We start from the raw sequence: 16,956 nt of genomic DNA on the forward strand, positions 1-16,956 counted from the left end.
TCCTCTTTTGCAGTTCTCCCCTCCCCTGCGAAGCGGGGGAGGGGCCGGGGGAGGGGGCCATCCGCGGCCGCGCCGGGCCTCCCCGCTCGCGCCGAAGCCTCTCCCCGCGCTGAGGTCTCCCCCTTCTACTGCAGTTCGGGAGAAGGGGGTCGGGGGGATGAGGGGGCCTACTCCGGCGGCGGCACGCTGGTCGGCGGCGGGGGCGGCGGAGGCGGCGGCACCGGGCGCGGGTTCGGCTGCGCGGGCTGGCCGGGCGGCGGTGCGCCCGGCGGCGGCGAGGGCGGCCGCTCGCCGGACGGGGTGACCGTCGGGCGCTCGCCGGGCGGCGTCACCACGCCGGGCGGGGCGGCGGGCGGCGCAGGCGGCGCGGGGAGCGCGCGCGCCGTGTCCGTGGCGGTGGTGTCCGCGCGCGGGCGCCGCGGCCGGCCGAACAGCTGGTACAGGACGCGGCCGCCCACCTCCACCGTTCCCGAGTGCGCCGCGAACCCGCTTCCCGCGAAGGCGTTGCGGTACTGGAGCGAGAACTCGATCGGGATCGGCGTCTTCCCCTCCAGGAACGCCTGGATGGTGCTGTACGCCGCGCCCAGCCCCACGTAGTGCGCCGTCCACGCCTCCGTCGTCTCCACCGGCCCCAGCAGCACCTCGCCCAGCTCGTCCTGCGCGGTGTACGTGGTCGCCCCGCCGTGCTCGAACGCGTACGCCGCGGCGAAGCTCATCTCCCGCGTCAGCCGGTAGCGCGGCGTGAGCGAGGCCCGGAAGCGCGCGCCCGGCTCGCGGCGGAGCGTGCGCAGCGGCGTGGCGCTGTCGCTGGGGAACGGGCGGTCGGCCGAAAAGGGGCGGCGCAGCACGTCGGCCGGCAGCAGCTGCGTGTAGCCGGCCGACGCGGTGACCCAGAACTTCCGCGCCAGGAACCAGTCGTTGTGCAGGTCGGCCGAGACGCCGAAATGCCCCTGGTCGCGCGGCAGCTGCAGCAGGAAGAAGGTGTCGGCGCGCGACGCCGTGGGAAGCCGCACGCTCACCGCCAGCGTGGAGCGGAACCCCTTCGGATTCGCCGTGTCGGCGACGGGATAGCCGCGCACCCCGTTCACCAGCTGGATGCGCGCGCCCACTTCGATGTCACCCAGGTGGAACGGCGTGGCGGCGGAGATCGATGCCAGCGCCGCGCGCTCCTCGGCGTCGAGCTCCCCGGCCAGCGCCTCGATCCCCAGCAGCTCGGTCAGGTTCACCGCGCGCGCCGGCAGCTGCAGCGAGTCGCCGTCGGTGAGCGCCCGCACCCGCCGCTGCAGCTCCTCCGCCGCCGGCGTTCCCGTCACGGGAAGGAACGCCGAGTTGCCCAGCGCGGCGTACGTCGCGGAGATCTGCGAGAGCACCGCCGCGTTGGCCGTGGCGGCGGGGTTGATCCCCACGTTGCCGCCGGTCAGGAACAGCGCGGAGACGGAGGTGGCGTTGCGCTCCATCGGCACCGTCACCCCCACCATGATGCGGCTGGACAGGCCGTACGAGAGGGTGAACGGTGCGCGGCGGAAGTCGCCCGCCAGCCGCGCGTCCACCGTGCCGCCCGTCACCGCGTCGGGGGTGACGGGGTTCTGCACGTCGCCCGCGGTGCCGGTGAAGAAGCCGGAAAGCGCCGTCTGCAGCGGGGGCACGATCGGCGCGAACAGCCGCTCCGCCAGCGGCTGCAGCTGGGCCGAGAAGGTGGCGCCGAACGGCTCGCTGCCGCCGTCGCCGAAGCGCGAGTTGAACTGCGTGTAGAACCCCGCGCCGCGCAGCTCCACGTATCCGCGCGGAAGTACGCGCGCGTCCTCGCCCTGGGCGCGGGCGCGTGCGGGAAAGGCTGCGGCCAGGAGCAGGAGCGCGCCGGCGGCGGTGCGGAATGGTGTCGTCAAGGCGGGGCGGGGTGCGTGTCGTCCGCCCGCCGGCCGCGGGCGCGAGAGCGTGGGACGCTAGCGCGGCGCGGGGGCCGTGTCAACGCGCGCGGAGGGCGCCTCACGGGCCGCTAATCCGCGGTTTGGACCGCTCCGAGGGGTTGACCCATGGGGGTGGAAGGGATACATTTGCGGTTCCGAAACGCGGGCATAGCTCAGTTGGTAGAGCGCAACCTTGCCAAGGTTGAGGTCGCCGGTTCGAGCCCGGTTGCCCGCTCTGTAGCGCCCGCTGCCGTCAGCGCAGCATCCCGGCGCCGTAGCCAAGTGGTAAGGCAGAGGACTGCAAATCCTCCACCCCCGGTTCGAATCCGGGCGGCGCCTCTCGCAGGGAGTGCCCGGGTCCGTCCGGACGGCCCGGAGCGGTTGACAAAAGCAGGTCGAGCCGGTATTTTTAGAGGCTCTTGCAGCGCCACGCCCCGTTCGTCTAGTGGCCTAGGACAACGCCCTCTCACGGCGTAAACAGGGGTTCGATTCCCCTACGGGGTACTTGAGAAATCTGGGGGAAAAAGGGTCAGGGCCCCGCAGGCAGCAGCCCACCCCTCGGCGCGGGCGCGGTGCAAACCGGCCCGCGATAACGGTCGATTAGCTCAGCTGGTTAGAGCGCTCGCCTCACATGCGAGAGGTCCGGGGTTCGAGTCCCTGATCGACCACTCAACCGAAGCCCCGCCGCGATTCATTCGCGGCGGGGCTTTTTGCGTGTGGGCACCAATGAAAACAATAGGCTCACGCAGAGTTAGCAGAGTCAGCAGATGGACCGCAGCCGTTATCTCTGCTGACTCTGCTAACTCTGCGTGAGATCAAGTCTTTTTCAGGATCTGGTAGGCCACGCCAGTGGTGCCGAACGCCCCACGGATGCGATCCGCGGAGGGCGGTTGCGTTCAGGATCGAGGCTGGTCACGGGGCGCGGACGGCCTCGTGCGGCTCGCCGTCGCGCTGGGTGAAGGTGAACTTCGTCGCGCGGCCGTCCACCACGGTGAAGGCGAGGGTCATCGGCACGCCCTCGGGGACGAAGACGTTGTCGCCCTGGTACATCAGGCGCTTCACCTCCGTCGGGTTGTCGGACGGCTGCCCCTTCAGCACGCCGTCTTCCTCGAAGATGCGCAGCGTCACCTTCTCCCCGTCGGGGCGGCTGACGTCGTAGGTGCCGACGTACGCCTGGCGCTGCTCGGCGGTGAGCGGCAGGTCCTTCGGCGCGGCGGCCTGCGCGGGCGGGGCGGGGGTCTGCTGCGCCGCGGCGCGCGCGGGCAGCGCCAGCGCGAGCACGGCCGCGGCTGTGATGGCCAGGCGCGCCGCGGTGAATCGAGCCTTCATGGCGATCCTCGAGTGTGAGTTCCGACGACGGGACTGGAGACTCTACGATGCTCGGCCCCGGTGGTTTCCGCCATGCCCCGGGTCGTCGGCCGCGCCCTCCTGGGACACGAGATGGGCGGAGCATTGGCGCGATCGGCGCTTGCCCATAGTTTTGGAAGCGGTGCCCCGCCTCGGTTCGCCGTGTGTTCGCTGAGGGTGATCTTCATGCCGCTCGTCACCTGCCCCGACTGCGAAAAGCGCCACTCCGACGCCGCGCCCGCGTGCCCGGAGTGTGGCCGGCCGAACGCACTCGCCGCGGCTCCGGCGCTCGCGCCTGCGTTGCCCGACGCCGGGCACGCACAGGCGGCGGTCGCGCCGCGGCTGGCGTGTCCGCGGTGCGGGAGCACGGAGGTGCGCAAGCTGTCGCTGGTCTACCGCGAGGGAACGACGCGGATCACGGCCGGCGCCGATGTCGTCGCCTCGTCGCGGTCGCTGCTCTCGCTGGGCGCGGCACCACCGGCGATGAGGGACTCCGCCGCGGCGGCCGAGGTGGCCGGCGGCGTGGCCGCTGTCGCCCTGCTCCTCGTCAGCGCGAGCGTCGGCAGCCCGGGCGTGACCGCGATCGCCCTGGTCGTCATCCTCCTCCTCCTCGTGGCCGTGGCTTCCGTGGCGGTTTCGGAGTCGACGTGGAACCGGCATGTCTACCCGGGGCTGCTCGAGGAGTGGGACTCGACCTTCCTCTGCACCCGGTGCGACAACCGCTTCATCCCGTGACGCGTACGCCCGGATTGCCGTAACCGCTTTCACGGTATTAAGATTCGTCACGCGTCGGCACCGCCCTCCCGCCGGCGCGGGCACCCGCCACCCTGCGACCTTCCCCGCCTGACGTGAAGATCCGCACCCTGGCAGCCACGCTCTCGCTCGCGGCCGCGCTCGCGCCGCGCGCGCAGGCGCAGACGCCCGCCCCGGCACAGCCCGCGGCGCCGGCCCCCGCGACGCCCGCGCCGGTGTCGGCGCTGCGCATCGACATCAACATCCCCGAGAACCGGCTGCGGCTGTACGACGGCGACAGCATCATCAGGATCTACCGCGTCTCCGTCGGGATGCCGGGGCACGACACGCCCGACGGGCAGTTCACCATCGCCCAGGCGGAGTGGAACCCGTGGTGGCGGCCGCCGCCGGGGCGCGCGTGGGCGCGCGACGATCACGTCACCCCGCCGGGGCCGAACAACCCGATGGGGCGGGTGAAGCTCTTCTTCGCGCCGCTGTACTACATCCACGGCTCGCCGCACGTGCGCGACATCGGCACGCCGGCGTCGCACGGGTGCATCCGCATGATGAACCCGGACGTGATCGAGCTGGCGCGCATCATCCACGCGCGCAACGGCGGGACGGTGGGCGCGCAGGAGATCACGCGGCTGCTGGCGCGCCCCGGCCAGACGCGCTGGGCGCGCATCGCCACGCCGGTGCCGCTGGTGATCCGCTACGACCCCATCATCGTCCGCGACGGCGAGCTGCGCATCTACCGCGACATCTACGACCGCAACCGCATCCACACCGAGGGCGTGATCCAGGCGCTGCTCGCCGCGGGCTACGACGCGTCGAGCATCGACCGCGACGCGGTGCGCCAGGTGCTTGCGCAGGCGGCCGCCAGCCGGACGATGTTCAAGGTGCCGCTGGCCGAGGCGTTCGCCGGCCTCCGCCCCGCCGGAGAGCCGGTCGCGGCCGGGCGATAAGATTTCGGGAGAGGGTGATTCGCCGCGGGGCGGGCCTCAGGGTCCGCCCCGCGGTTGTTTGTGGGTGGGTGCGATGCGTTTGGGGGATACTCGCGACGATGCGAGTGAACTCGCGGCTACGACGACACACAGTCCGCCTTCGCGGACTCGTAGCGTGGTCACGATCGCGGCGATTCGACGAAACCGGTGCGCCGCGAAGATCGTACCGGATTTCGTCCTGTTGCTGGTTCGTCCATCACCCCCGGCGAATCTTCCGATGTCACGCTTTAAACTCATGCATCTTGGCGGCTTAGCCGCAGCTGCGATCTGCTCGTCGCCCCTTCTCGCGCAGGCGCCGGTGGACGGCGTCTGGCGGACGGAGGGGTACGGGATGGGCGTGCGCATCGCCGGCGACTCGCTGCGCACCTACGAGATCACGTCGGTCAGCTGCCTCCCCGGCTTCGGCGCGCACCGCACCGGCGGGAGCGCGGACGAGCCCGTCTTCACCCTCGACGACGCGCCGTTCACCTTCTCGCTGCGCCCCGGTCCCGGCGGCGAGCGGCGCCTGCACATCGACGGCGCCGCGTCGGAGCGGGTTATGCGCCGCGCCGACGCGCTCCCCGCGCGCTGCGGCCAGCCGCCGGCGAAGGACGCGGCGGCCGTGTTCGACGTCTTCTGGCAGACCTTCCGCGAGCACTATCCCTTCTTCGCCGACAGGGGCGTGGACTGGGAGGCCGTGCGCCGCACCTACGCCCCGCGCGCGGCCTCGGCGTCGCCGCAGGAGCTGTTCGGCATCCTGAGGGAGATCCTGGCCAGCCTGCGCGACGCGCACACCTTCCTCGTCGCGCCGGATCTGCACATGGGCTTCAGCGGCAGCCGCGAGGACCCGTATCCCGTGGGCGATTCGGGACGCGCGCGCATCCGCGAGATCGTCGACACGCGCTACCTGCGCGCGGCGCCGCACGCCTTCGCCAACGGGCAGATCCACTTCGGGATGCTCCCCGATTCCATCGCCTACCTGCGCATCGGCTCGTTCTTCGGCTACGTGCGCGAAGGCGGTTACGCGAGCTGGGAGAACGCGCTGAACGCGGCGCTCGACACCGTCTTCGCCGACACGCGCGGGTGGCGCGGGGTGGTGATCGACGTGCGCGTGAACGGCGGCGGCGCCGACCCGCTGGGGCTGGCCATCGCGTCGCGGCTGGCGACGGAGCCGTACACGGCGTACGCGAAGGTGGCCCGCAGCGACCCCGACGACCCGGCGAAGCGGACGGCGCCGCAGCCCAGCGTCGTCCGCCCCGGCGCGCGGCCGGGGTGGCGCGGGCCCGTCGTGGAGCTGACCAGCCGCTACAGCGTGAGCGCCGCCGAGACGTTCACCCAGGCGCTGATGGGCCGCCGCCCCGCCGTCGAGCGCGTGGGCGAGAACACGCAGGGCGTCTTCTCCGACGTGCTCGGGCGCACCCTGCCGAACGGGTGGCGCTTCGGCCTCCCGAACGAGCTGTTCCTCACCGACGACGGGAAGAGCTTCGACGGGCCGGGGATTCCGGCCACCGTAGCCGTCCCCACCTTCACCCGCGACGACCTCCGCGCCGGCCGCGACCCCGGCCTGGAGCGCGCGATGGAGATCCTGAAGGCGCAGCACCAGGGGACAGAACGATGATCAACCGTCAGAAGTAGGTCAGGAAGAGAAAGAGCAGGCGCCGCGGACCCGGACAGGTCCGCCCGCCGGCGTGGGAAGAATGGATCACTCCCGTGCGGATTCTCTGCTAGGGTGAGACGATCCGCTCCGCGACGGCGATCCGCCTGCCGTTGACCACCAGTGTCCCGTTCCCCAAGAATCCGAGACGGTGGTAGGTGCTGTCGACGGGGATCCAGCCTATCTCCCGCTTCGCGTCGAGGTCGACGATGGAGACGTGCCCCGCGCCACTCTCGTGGTACATCACACCGAAGCGCCGCTCATCCGCGCTCCACGCGACGGCCTTGATGTCGTTGGCGAAGTCTCCCCCGGAGTGCTGCGTCACCTTGACCCGCGCGACCTTGCCGCCCGCCCGGTCGTAAACCGTCAGCCGTCCGCGCCCCACCTCCGGCTCCTCACGGATGGAGAATCCCCCCGACGGAGAGACGAAGACTCGGTGCCCCTCGGGATCGCGGGATACCGAGGGGGTGCTCGCGCGGCTGACGGTCGCCCGGTGGTGCGGCACCACGCCGCGAGGCAGTTCCTTCAGTCCCTCCCAGTGACCCTCGCGGGGGACTTGCTCGAGGTAGCGGTGGAACGCGGCTCGCGCGTTGCGGTCGGCGGTCACCACGAGGATGTCGAAGGCGCGGCTCCCTTCGTCCTCGGCGCCGATCTGGACCGGCGCGTTCCACACACCGTCGGCCTGCACGGTCGCGGCGCCTCGCTGCGGGAAGTAGCTCTCGAGATCGGGGATGTACACGACCACCCACACGGAGTCGCGGCCCCGAAGTCCCCGGGAGGTCCCGCGGATCATCTCCCGCATCTCCACCTGCGCACTGTCGCGAGGGTAGGTGATGCGCAGCTCGGTGGCAGGGGTGCCGCGGCCGAACACGGCCACGCCGCCGCCGACCACCGCCATCAGGAGCAGGAGCGCGAAGATCGCCAGCTTGGGGACGGATGGGCGGCCGGGGCGTGGCGTCGGCGGCACACCGCCCGTGCGCTCGCGGCGGCTCTGGAGGACGTGCTTGATCAGCTCGGCCGTGGACTGAATGACGATGCCGCCGAGGCCGATCAGTGCGACGATGACGGGCTGCGAAAGGTGAACCATCATCAGTGCCTCCCTGCGAATGGAGATTCTGGAGGGTTACGTCACCGGGTCGCTGCTGGAGAGAGGGTAGAGGCCGATCGCGAAAGGGATGCGCATGCCGAACGGGCGCCCTCGCCTCGACGAGGGCGCCGCCAGTCCGCACGATAGTGCCGCCGGGGTGCGGCTACAAGGCGCCTGATCCTGCGTCGCGGACGGTAAGGCGCTCTCCCCTCTCGAAGGCGGTTCACCGCAATGAATCTCTGCCGGAATGCCGTTTGCGCCGCCTGTCAGGCGTCGATGCACATCGGTCAGGGGAATGAGGGGACAGGGAGATCGTATCCGGGCGCATGCCGCCGCTCCGCTCGAGCGGCTCCTCTCGCCGCGCGAGCACGCGGCGGCGATGGAGCTGGTGCGGCGCGTGCGCGTGGCGGTGCCGGCGGAGCTGTGGCGCGCGTTCCTCTTCGGCTCCCGCGCGCGCGGCGATGGGCGGCCGGACTCGGACCTCGACGTGCTCCTCGTCTTCCGCGCGCTGCCGCCGGAACGCGAGCCGCAGGCCGGCATCGCCGAGTGGATCGCCGACGAGGTGGCGGAGGATACCGGTGTCCCCGTCACCGTCTGGTCCGTCTCGCTGGTCGACCTGGAGCGAGGCCGCCGCACGCCCATGCTGGTCGACGCGCTCGACGACGGCATCCCCCTGTGGCCGCCGGACGCGCCGCCGGTGGGGATCGGCTACACGCCCGACGACGCGCTCTTCGGCGCGTCCGCGCTGCTCGACCGCGTCGAAGAGGGAAGCGAGGAGGTCGCCGAAGCCTGCGACGCGGGGGAGCCGCAGGTCGCCGCGCGGCGCATCCGCGACGACCTGGTGCGGATGTGCACGGCCGCCCTGCTGCTCGACGGCGTCACGCGCCCGCGCCGCGCGGAGGCGGTCGCCGCGTTCGCCGCGCGGCACCGCCCGCCGCCGGAGGTGGAGCCCGTGCTGCGCTGGGCCGCGGCGTCCTTTGGCCCCCACGGCCGCGACGGGGATGGTCCCGTCTCCCCACCGCCCGGCGGGCTCGGCGCCGCGGCCCGCGCGGTGGAAGCACTGCGCGCGCTGGTGATTGCGCTCGGCCGCGAGTTGCGCGACGCCGTGGAGGGCTGACAAAGAGGCAGATCCGAGGCTCGGTTGGGGCGCTTCGCGCCGGGCCCCTCATCCCCCCAACCCTCTTCTCCCCAACTGCAGGGAGAAGGGGGAAAACAGCGGAGCCGGATCGCGTTAAGCCGTTGTCGCAGTTACCTCTCCCAGCAGTTTGGGAGAGGTCGAAAATCGGGTCGAGGTGTGACGTTCGTTCGTCACGCCGCGGCCCGATTTTGGGGTGAGGGCCGGGGCGCGGGACTTGCACGTTTCCGTCCGCGACCCACGTCCGCGATTTCCCTGAATCCGGCTGACTGCCGACACCCAGGATGAAGCTTTTCCAGACGGACATGCGCCAGCGGCGCGTGCATGTGCTGGCGTTCGTCATCACCTTCGTGGTGAGCGTGCTGCTGACCGCGTTCTTCTCCACGCAGGTGGTGGCGGGCCGCACCTACGAGGCGAAGGCGCGCGAGAACCGCCTGCGCCCCATCGTCATCCCCGCGCCGCGCGGCACCATCCTGGACCGCAATGGCGAGGTGGTGGCCACCAGCATCACCTCGTACACGGTGCAGCTCCTCCCCGGCGACAGCCTGGTGATCCTGCAGACGCTGAGGGACCTGGCGCCGTTCGTGGGGCTGGCGGGGAGCGACATCGACCGGCTGATGGCGGCGCGCAACCGCCGCCCGCACGACCTGCTGGAGGTGACCAACCGCGCCACCTACTCGCAGGCCGCCGCCATCGAGGAGCGCCGCGCCGCGTTCCCCAACCTGATGGTGGTGGAGCGCCCGATGCGCTACTACCCGGCCGGCGCGGCCATCGGGCACGTGGCGGGCTACGTCACCGAGATCACCCGCGAGCAGCTGAACTCGCGCCGCTACCGCGAGGCGGGGTACAAGCAGGGGCAGCTGATCGGCCAGTTCGGGATCGAGAAGGAGTACGAGAGCACGCTGCGCGGCATCGACGGCGCGCGCTACGTGGAGGTGGACGCGAAGGGGCGCGTGGTGAACCCCCGCGCCTCCATCCCCGCGCTCGATCCCGAGCCCGGCAGGCCGCTGCGGCTGACGCTGGACGTGCGGCTGCAGGAGTACATCCACCAGATCTTCCCCGACACCATGAAGGGCGCCGTGGTGGCCATGATGCCGTCCACCGGCGAGATCCTGGCGATGTACAGCCATCCCACCTTCGACCCCAACGCGTTCGTGGGACGCATCCCGCCGGACCTGTGGCGGGCGCTGAACACCGATCCCAACAAGCCGCTGCTGAACCGGACGATCACCGCCATCTATCCTCCCGCCTCGACCTTCAAGACGGCCACGGCGGTGATGGGTGTGCGGCTGGGGATCCTCAACAAGGACACGCGGATGCCCATCCCCTGCACCGGGGGGATGGCGTACGCGGGGCGCTACTCGCGGTGCTGGTACCACGCGGGGCACGGCTACCTGGACCTGGCGCACGCGATCGAGAAGTCGTGCAACGTCTACTTCTACCAGGTGGGGATCCGCATCGGGCTCGACAACCTGGCCAAGCTGGGCACCCGCATCGGCTTCGGCCACCGCACCGGGGTGGACCTGCCGGCGGAGGTCAGCCCCACCTTCCCGACCAGCTCGGCGTGGTACAAGCCCCACTTCGGCGTCCCCGCGCAGCCGTCGGACGTGATGTACCTGGCCATCGGGCAGGGGCCCAACTCGCAGACGGTGCTGAACATGGCGAGCTTCTACGCCGCCATCGCGGGGAACGGGCGCGGGGTGCCGCCTCACCTGGTGGACATCGACTCGCTGAAGAACCGCAAGCCGAACATCGACACGGGGCTGACGCCGGAGCAGCTCACCAACATCTGGGCGGGGCTGCAGCTGGTGACGGAGGAGGACGGCACGGCGGTGCAGTCGTCGCTGGCGCGCTACAAGCTGTACGGGAAGACGGGGACGGCGCAGAACCCGCAGGGCCCCGACCACGGGTGGTTCGTGGGCTTCGCGGGGATCCCGAACGGGGCGCCGGAGATCGTGGTGGCGGTGATCGTGGAGCACGGGCTGCACGGCGACGCTGCGGCGCCGCTGGCCTCGAAGATCGCCAACTTCTACCTGGACCGCCGCCACGGGCACCCGTTCGACCCGATCCCCACCTGGGGCGAGCGGATCCGCGCCGGCAAGGTGGGCGGCTTCGACCCGGCCGGCCGCATCCTGGTTCCCGCCGCGATGGCGACGGCCTCGAACGCCGGCAAGCAGCGCGAGGAGCGGCCCGGGTCGCGCAGCTGACGAGTGCGTGAGTGCGGAAGTGCGTGAGTGCGGAAGTGCGTGAGTGCGTTGGTTCGGGCGAGAGCGACGTCGGCGCGGAACCGACGCACCTCCGCACTCATGCACTTACGCACTTCTGTCCCTTCGCTTGACGCGTCCGGCGCCGATCCCCCAAGTTGTCACGCTTCTCCCGCCCGGGCAGCGGCTCGCGCGGGCCACCGATTTTGGCAAGAGGCATGGCGAATCGAACGCCGACGAAGCGGGCGGCCGCGGCCATCCCCCACGGGCTGGAGCGCGCGCAGCTGCTGGAGATGTACCGGCTGGTGCGGCTCACCCGCGCGCTCGAGGAGAAGCTGGAGCTGCTCTTCAAGCAGTCGAAGGTGGTGGGCGGCCTGTTCCGCTCGCTGGGGCAGGAGGGCGAGTCCGTCGCCAGCGCCTACGCGCTGCGCCGGCGCGACGACGGCACCGGCGACGTCCTCTCCCCGCTGATCCGCAACCTGGGGTCGATGCTGACCATCGGCGCGCGCCCCGACGAGGTGGTGCGCCAGTACATGGCCAAGGGCGACAGCCCCGCGCGCGGCAAGGAGCTGAACATCCACTTCACCGACTTCGACCGGGGGTTCATCGGGCAGATCAGCCCGCTGGGCGACCTGGTGCCGGTGATGGCGGGCGTCGCGCTCACCTTCAGGCAGCGCGGCGAGGACCGCGTCGGGATGGTCTACATCGGCGACGGGGCGACGTCGACCGGCGCGTTCCACGAGGGGATCAACTTCGCCGCCGTGCAGAAGCTGCCGCTCGTCGTCGTCGTCGAGAACAACGGCTGGGCGTACTCCACCCCCACGCGCATGCAGACCGCGGCCAGGTCGTTCGCGGCCAAGGCGGCGGGCTACGGCGCGGCGGCCGAGCAGGTGGACGGCAACGACATGCTGGCCGTCTACGGCGTGGCGAAGAAGGCGGTGGATCGCGCGCGCGCCGGCGGCGGGGTGACGCTGATCGAGGTGCAGACCTACCGCCGCAAGGGGCACGCGCAGCACGACGCGCAGACGTACATGGACCCGGCGGAGATCGAGCACTGGGCCACGACCAACGATCCCGTCGACCGCTACGTGGCGGCGCTCACGCAGAACGGCTGGGCGAGCACGAAGGAGCTGGCGGCGATCGACGCGGAGATCGACCGCGAGCTGGACGAGATGATCGCGCAGGCGGAAACGTCGCCGCTGCCGGACGCCGAGGAGGCGCGCACCGACGTGACGGGGGACGGACCCGTCGCCGCGCCCTGGTACCGGCTGTCCCCACCCGACCCCGTGAAGGCCTGAATGGCGACCGCACTTGAGAGCAAGCCCGAGCACGTCCGCCTGACCGAGCAGGGAAAGCCCGTCACCCTGCTCGAGGCCATCCGCGAGGGGCTGTGGGAGGAGATGGAGCGCGACGAGCGCGTGTTCCTGATGGGCGAGGACATCGGCGTCTACGGCGGCGCCTTCAAGGTCACCGAGGGGATGCTGGACGCCTTCGGAAGCCTGCGCGTGGTCGACACGCCGATCAGCGAGATCGGCTTCACCGGCGCGGCGGCCGGCGCGGCGCACATGGGGATGCGCCCGGTGGTGGAGATGCAGTTCATCGACTTCATCGCCTGCGCCTACGACATGATCACCAACTACGTCGCCACCAGCCGCTACCGTGGGTCGGGCGCGGTGCCGATGGTGATCCGCGGGCCCAGCGGCGGCTACGTGCGCGGCGGGCCCTTCCACTCGCAGAACCCCGAGGCGGCCTTCTTCCACACCCCCGGCCTGAAGATCGTCTACCCGGCGACGGCGTACGACGCGAAGGGGCTGATCAAGGCCGCCATCCGCGACGACGACCCGGTGCTCTTCTTCGAGCACAAGTGGCTCTACCGCCGTCCCCAGCTGCGCGAGGTGCTGCCGAAGGAGGACTACGTGGTTCCCATCGGCAAGGCGCGCACGCACCGCGAGGGGAAGGACCTGACGATCGTGACCTATGCGGCGCTGGTGCACAAGAGCGCCGAGGCGGCCGAGGTGCTGGAGAAGGAAGACGGGCTGGACGTGGAGATCATCGACCTGCGCACGATTTTGCCGCTGGACGACGAGGCGATCGTGGCGAGCGTGAAGAAGACGAACCGCCTGCTGATCGTGCACGAGGACACGCGCACGGGCGGGATCGCGGGCGAGATCGCCATGCGGGTGAGCGAGAAGGCGTTCGAGTGGCTGGACGCGCCGATCCAGCGGGTGACGGCCATCGACGCGCCGATCCCCTACTCGCCGCCGCTGGAGGACTACTTCCTGCCGCAGACCGACGACATCGTGAAGGCGGCGCGCTGGCTGGCGAAGTACTGAACTGATAGTCCCAAGTCCTGAGTCCCAAGTGGTCAACTCAGGGACTTGGCTCTGCGACTCAGGACCTAGGACTTAGGACTTAGGACTCAGGACTTCCGTTCCGACCTACATCCGAAACGAGAGCCGAATCATGGCCCGAGTCGAAGTGCCGATGCCCCAGATGGGCGAGTCGATCGCCGAGGGGACCGTCTCCGTCTGGCGGAAGAAGGTGGGCGACCGCGTGGAGCGCGACGAGCCCATCATGGAGATCTCCACCGACAAGGTCGACGCCGAGATCCCCTCGCCCGTGGCCGGCGTGCTGGCCGAGATCGTGGTGAACGAGGGGCAGACGGTGGAGGTGGGCACCGTGGTGGCCTTCATCGAGACCGAGGCCGGCGCCATGGCCGCCGCCCCCGCCGCCGCGCCGAGCGACCCGGCAGCCGCCGTCCCCGGCGAGCAGCCGACCACGCTCCCCGAGGCGGCCGTGGGCGCGCCCGAGGCGCGCGAGGTGGCCAATGCCGGCGGCGCGCCCGCGAAGGTGGCCGCGTCGGCCGGGCAGTCGGCGCAGGCGGGCGGCGGCGCGTCGCCCAACGGCGGCCCGCAGACGGCGGAGGAGCGGCTGCGCACCCGGTCGACGCCGCTGGTGCGCAAGATCGCCGCGGAGCACGGGGTGGAGGTCTCGGCGGTGCAGGGGACCGGGCGCGCGGGGCGGGTGACCAAGGAGGACATCCTCCGCTACGTCGAGGAGCAGAAGGCCGCGCCGGCCGTCGTCGGCGTCTCCGCCGGGACGGGCACGCCGACCCAGCGCCCGGCCGCGCCCGCGCGCACCGGCGGCGGCGAGGGGCCGTTCGACTGGGACGAGTTCTACTCGCACGTCCATCACCCCGAGGTCAAGGCGGGGCCGGACGACCGGGTCGAATCCGCGGACCGCATCACGCAGATCATCGCGCAGAACATGGTGCTGTCGCGCCGGGTGTCGGCGCACGTGCACTCGTACTTCGAGGTCGACTACACGCGCATCGACCACGTGCGGAAGAAGAACCGCGCCACGTGGGAGCAGCAGGGCGTCAAGATCACCTACACCCACTTCATCGCGTGGGCAGTGGCGCGGGCGCTGCGCGAGCACCCGAAGATCAACGCCAGCTACTCGAACGACCAGGTCATCTACCGCGCCGACGTGAACCTCGGCATCGCGGTGGCCATGGACAACGGGCTGATCGTGCCCGTGGTCAAGGGCGCGGACGAGCTCTCTCTCGTGGGCCTGGCCAAGCGGGTGAACGACATCGCCACGCGCGCGCGCAACCGGCAGCTGAAGCCCGAGGAGATCCAGGGCGGCACCTTCACCATCACCAACCCGGGGATCTTCGGGACCACGATCGGCTTCCCCATCATCAACCAGCCGCAGGTGGCCATCCTGGGCGTGGGCGGGGTGGAGATGCGCCCGGCGGTGATCAGCGACGAGTACGGCAACCACGCCATCGTCCCCCGCAAGCGCGGCTACATCTCCCTCGGCTACGACCACCGCCTGGTGAACGGCGCCGACGGCGACCAGTTCCTGGCCCGCGTCAAGCAGCTGATGGAGACCTTCCCCGAGACGGCGTGATCGCTTTCGGAGATGGAGATCGCGGCGGCTCCGGGCTTCGGCCCGGAGCCGTCTGCTTTTGAGCGGACTCCGCCATGGAGCCGGGCGGTTGAAACCGCGGCAACAACCACACGAAGTCCGCCTTCGCGGACTACATGCCTCGGTTCGGACCCATGCTTCGGCGCTCGCGACGGGTACAGGAGCGATGTTCCTGCACGTGACCAGGCCGCGTGCTTCGATGCCTCGTTGGCACGAAAGCCTGTAGTCCGCGAAGGCGGACTTCGTGTCGTTGTTGCAGCGAATTCATTCGCCCTCCCCACACCGGTGCCGGCACATACTTTTCATCCGCGCATCCGGCCGATCGCCTTGCGCGCATGGGATGGCTCGTTTATGCTCCGTCCGGTGTACTCCTTCCCGACACGCTCGTCATCTCCCTCATTCCCACGAAACACCCATGTACGAGCAGCCGAGTTACGGACAGCAGCAGAATTACGGCTACGCGGCCCCGCGGCCCGTGGCCGAGATCGACAGCGCGCGGCGGGCGCAGTTCGTCACGCGCACCTACGCGCACCTGCTGGGCGCCATCGTCCTGTTCACCCTGGTCGAGGTGGCGCTCTTCAAGTCGGGCGTGGCCTACCCCATGGCGCAGGCGATGCTCGGCACCAGCTGGCTGCTGGTCCTGGGTGGCTTCATGGTGGCCGGGTGGCTCTTCACCGGGATCGCCGCGCGGGCCACGGGGAAGGGCGCGCAGTACGGCGCGCTGGCCGGCTACGTGCTGGCCGAGGCCATCATCTTCGTGCCGCTGCTGGTGATCGCGGAGCTCAGCGCGCCGGGCGCCATCGCCAGCGCGGCGGTGCTGACGCTGGTGGGCTTCGGCGCGCTGACGGGGATCGCGATGAGCACCGGCAAGGACTTCACCTTCATGGGCGGGATGCTGCGCTGGATCGGCGTGTCGGCGCTGCTGCTGATCGCGGGGAGCGTGATCTTCGGCTTCCAGCTGGGGATGCTCTTCTCGTTCGCGATGGTGGTGTTCGCGGGCGCCACCATCCTCTACAGCACCAGCAAGATCCTGCGCACCTACCCGGAAGACCGCTACGTCTCCGCCGCGCTGGAGCTGTTCGCGTCAGTGGCGCTGATGTTCTGGTACATCCTGCGCATCTTCTCGCGCCGGTAGACCGTCGTCTCCACGCGAAGGAGCGGGGCCCGGGGTTGCGCCCGGGCCCCGCTCTTTCTTGATTTCCACGCATGAGCACCATCATCACCGAATCCGCGGCCCCGGCGCGCCCGCTCGACGTGCGGCGGCTGGGGCTGATCTCGTACGGCGACGCGCTGGCGCTGCAGGCCGACCTCGTGGCCCGGCGCCGCGCGGGCGAGGTCCCCGACACGCTGCTGCTGCTGGAGCACCCGCACGTCATCACCCTGGGCAGCGGCGCGCACGAGGAGAACGTGCTGGTGACGCCCGAGGAGCGGGCGGAGCGGGGGATCGAGCTGTTCGAGACCGGCCGCGGCGGCGACGTGACCTACCACGGCCCCGGCCAGCTGGTCGGCTACCCGATCCTGGACCTGAAGCCCGACCGCCAGGACCTCCATCGCTATCTCCGCGACCTGGAGGAGGTGCTGATCGGCGTGCTGGGCGAGTTCGGGCTCGAGGGCGGGCGGAAGGAGGGGCTGACGGGCGTGTGGGTGGGCGACCGGAAGGTGGCGGCCATCGGCGTGCGCGTGTCCAGCGGATGGATCACCAGCCACGGCTTCGCGCTGAACGTCTCGACCGACCTCAGCTTCTTCGGCGCGATCATCCCCTGCGGCATCCGCGACCACGGCGTGGGCTCCATCTCCGGCGAGCTCGGCCGCGACGTCGCGCTGGCCGAGGCGGAGGCGGCCGTCGTCCGGCAGATGGCGCGCGTCTTCGGCCACATCGCATCCGAATAACAGAGAAAGAAAGTCTCACGCAGAGTCAGCAGGGTCAGCAGTTGAACTGCAGCTGTTCAACTGCTGACCCTGCTGACTCTGCGT

Annotated in this window: 13 protein-coding genes and 4 tRNA genes; 14 read left to right on the top strand and 3 right to left on the bottom strand. The window is 70.8% G+C overall.

The genetic code is table 11. The features are described 5' to 3' along the window. Positions 1-167 precede the first annotated feature (167 nt). Entirely contained in the window at positions 168-1,886 is a 1,719-nt protein-coding gene (locus VF092_20000) for a hypothetical protein (GenBank protein HEX6749589.1), read from the bottom strand. 183 nt (positions 1,887-2,069) lie between these two features. Here VF092_20000 and VF092_20005 point away from each other — a divergent pair. From VF092_20005 to VF092_20020, 4 genes are all read left to right on the top strand, one after another. Continuing rightward, positions 2,070-2,142: transfer RNA gene (locus VF092_20005), tRNA-Gly, on the top strand. 33 nt (positions 2,143-2,175) lie between these two features. Then, positions 2,176-2,246, top strand: a tRNA-Cys gene (locus VF092_20010). A 92-nt stretch (positions 2,247-2,338) separates the two neighbouring features. Then, positions 2,339-2,411 (top strand) — tRNA-Glu (locus tag VF092_20015). A gap of 90 nt (positions 2,412-2,501) precedes the next feature. Next, positions 2,502-2,575, top strand: a tRNA-Val gene (locus tag VF092_20020). Positions 2,576-2,819: 244 nt separating this feature from the next. Here the strand turns inward: VF092_20020 and VF092_20025 are convergent. Continuing rightward, positions 2,820-3,236: a hypothetical protein gene (locus tag VF092_20025; protein HEX6749590.1), complete on the bottom strand. Its 417-nt coding sequence runs from the start codon at positions 3,234-3,236 to the stop codon at positions 2,820-2,822. 390 nt (positions 3,237-3,626) lie between these two features. Here VF092_20025 and VF092_20030 point away from each other — a divergent pair, with 390 nt between their 5' ends. From VF092_20030 to VF092_20040, 3 genes are all read left to right on the top strand, one after another. Continuing rightward, the gene (locus VF092_20030; GenBank protein HEX6749591.1) at positions 3,627-3,989 is read left to right on the top strand and encodes a hypothetical protein; all 363 of its coding nucleotides are present in this window, start codon (positions 3,627-3,629) and stop codon (positions 3,987-3,989) included. A 113-nt stretch (positions 3,990-4,102) separates the two neighbouring features. Continuing rightward, the gene (locus VF092_20035; GenBank protein HEX6749592.1) at positions 4,103-4,951 is read left to right on the top strand and encodes a L,D-transpeptidase; all 849 of its coding nucleotides are present in this window, start codon (positions 4,103-4,105) and stop codon (positions 4,949-4,951) included. Between the two features lie 337 nt (positions 4,952-5,288). Beyond that, positions 5,289-6,587 (top strand): S41 family peptidase, encoded by a 1,299-nt coding sequence (locus tag VF092_20040; GenBank protein ID HEX6749593.1) that lies wholly within the window; start codon positions 5,289-5,291, stop codon positions 6,585-6,587. 106 nt (positions 6,588-6,693) lie between these two features. On the opposite strand, the gene VF092_20045 is transcribed toward VF092_20040, so the two are convergent. Beyond that, positions 6,694-7,713 carry a hypothetical protein gene (locus VF092_20045; GenBank protein ID HEX6749594.1) on the bottom strand — a complete coding sequence of 340 codons (1,020 nt, stop codon included), beginning with the start codon at positions 7,711-7,713 and terminating at the stop codon, positions 6,694-6,696. 292 nt (positions 7,714-8,005) lie between these two features. Between VF092_20045 and VF092_20050 the strand changes: the two genes are divergently transcribed. From VF092_20050 to lipB, 7 genes are all read left to right on the top strand, one after another. After that, positions 8,006-8,827 carry a nucleotidyltransferase domain-containing protein gene (locus tag VF092_20050; GenBank protein ID HEX6749595.1) on the top strand — a complete coding sequence of 274 codons (822 nt, stop codon included), beginning with the start codon at positions 8,006-8,008 and terminating at the stop codon, positions 8,825-8,827. Positions 8,828-9,129: 302 nt separating this feature from the next. Further along, on the top strand, positions 9,130-11,052 hold the full coding sequence (gene mrdA / locus VF092_20055) for a penicillin-binding protein 2 (protein HEX6749596.1): 1,923 nt from the start codon (positions 9,130-9,132) through the stop codon (positions 11,050-11,052). A gap of 215 nt (positions 11,053-11,267) precedes the next feature. Then, a complete protein-coding gene (locus tag VF092_20060) occupies positions 11,268-12,347 on the top strand; it encodes a thiamine pyrophosphate-dependent dehydrogenase E1 component subunit alpha (GenBank protein HEX6749597.1) in 1,080 nt (359 codons plus the stop codon). Beyond that, the gene (locus VF092_20065; GenBank protein ID HEX6749598.1) at positions 12,348-13,382 is read left to right on the top strand and encodes an alpha-ketoacid dehydrogenase subunit beta; all 1,035 of its coding nucleotides are present in this window, start codon (positions 12,348-12,350) and stop codon (positions 13,380-13,382) included. Between the two features lie 130 nt (positions 13,383-13,512). Then, positions 13,513-14,964: a dihydrolipoamide acetyltransferase family protein gene (locus tag VF092_20070; protein ID HEX6749599.1), complete on the top strand. Its 1,452-nt coding sequence runs from the start codon at positions 13,513-13,515 to the stop codon at positions 14,962-14,964. 433 nt (positions 14,965-15,397) lie between these two features. Beyond that, the gene (locus VF092_20075) at positions 15,398-16,117 is read left to right on the top strand and encodes a Bax inhibitor-1 family protein (GenBank protein HEX6749600.1); all 720 of its coding nucleotides are present in this window, start codon (positions 15,398-15,400) and stop codon (positions 16,115-16,117) included. Between the two features lie 71 nt (positions 16,118-16,188). Beyond that, entirely contained in the window at positions 16,189-16,872 is a 684-nt protein-coding gene (gene lipB, locus VF092_20080) for a lipoyl(octanoyl) transferase LipB (GenBank protein HEX6749601.1), read from the top strand. Positions 16,873-16,956: the final 84 nt, after the last annotated feature.

The sequence above is a fragment of the Longimicrobium sp. genome, assembly GCA_036377595.1.
Lineage (GTDB): Bacteria > Gemmatimonadota > Gemmatimonadetes > Longimicrobiales > Longimicrobiaceae > Longimicrobium.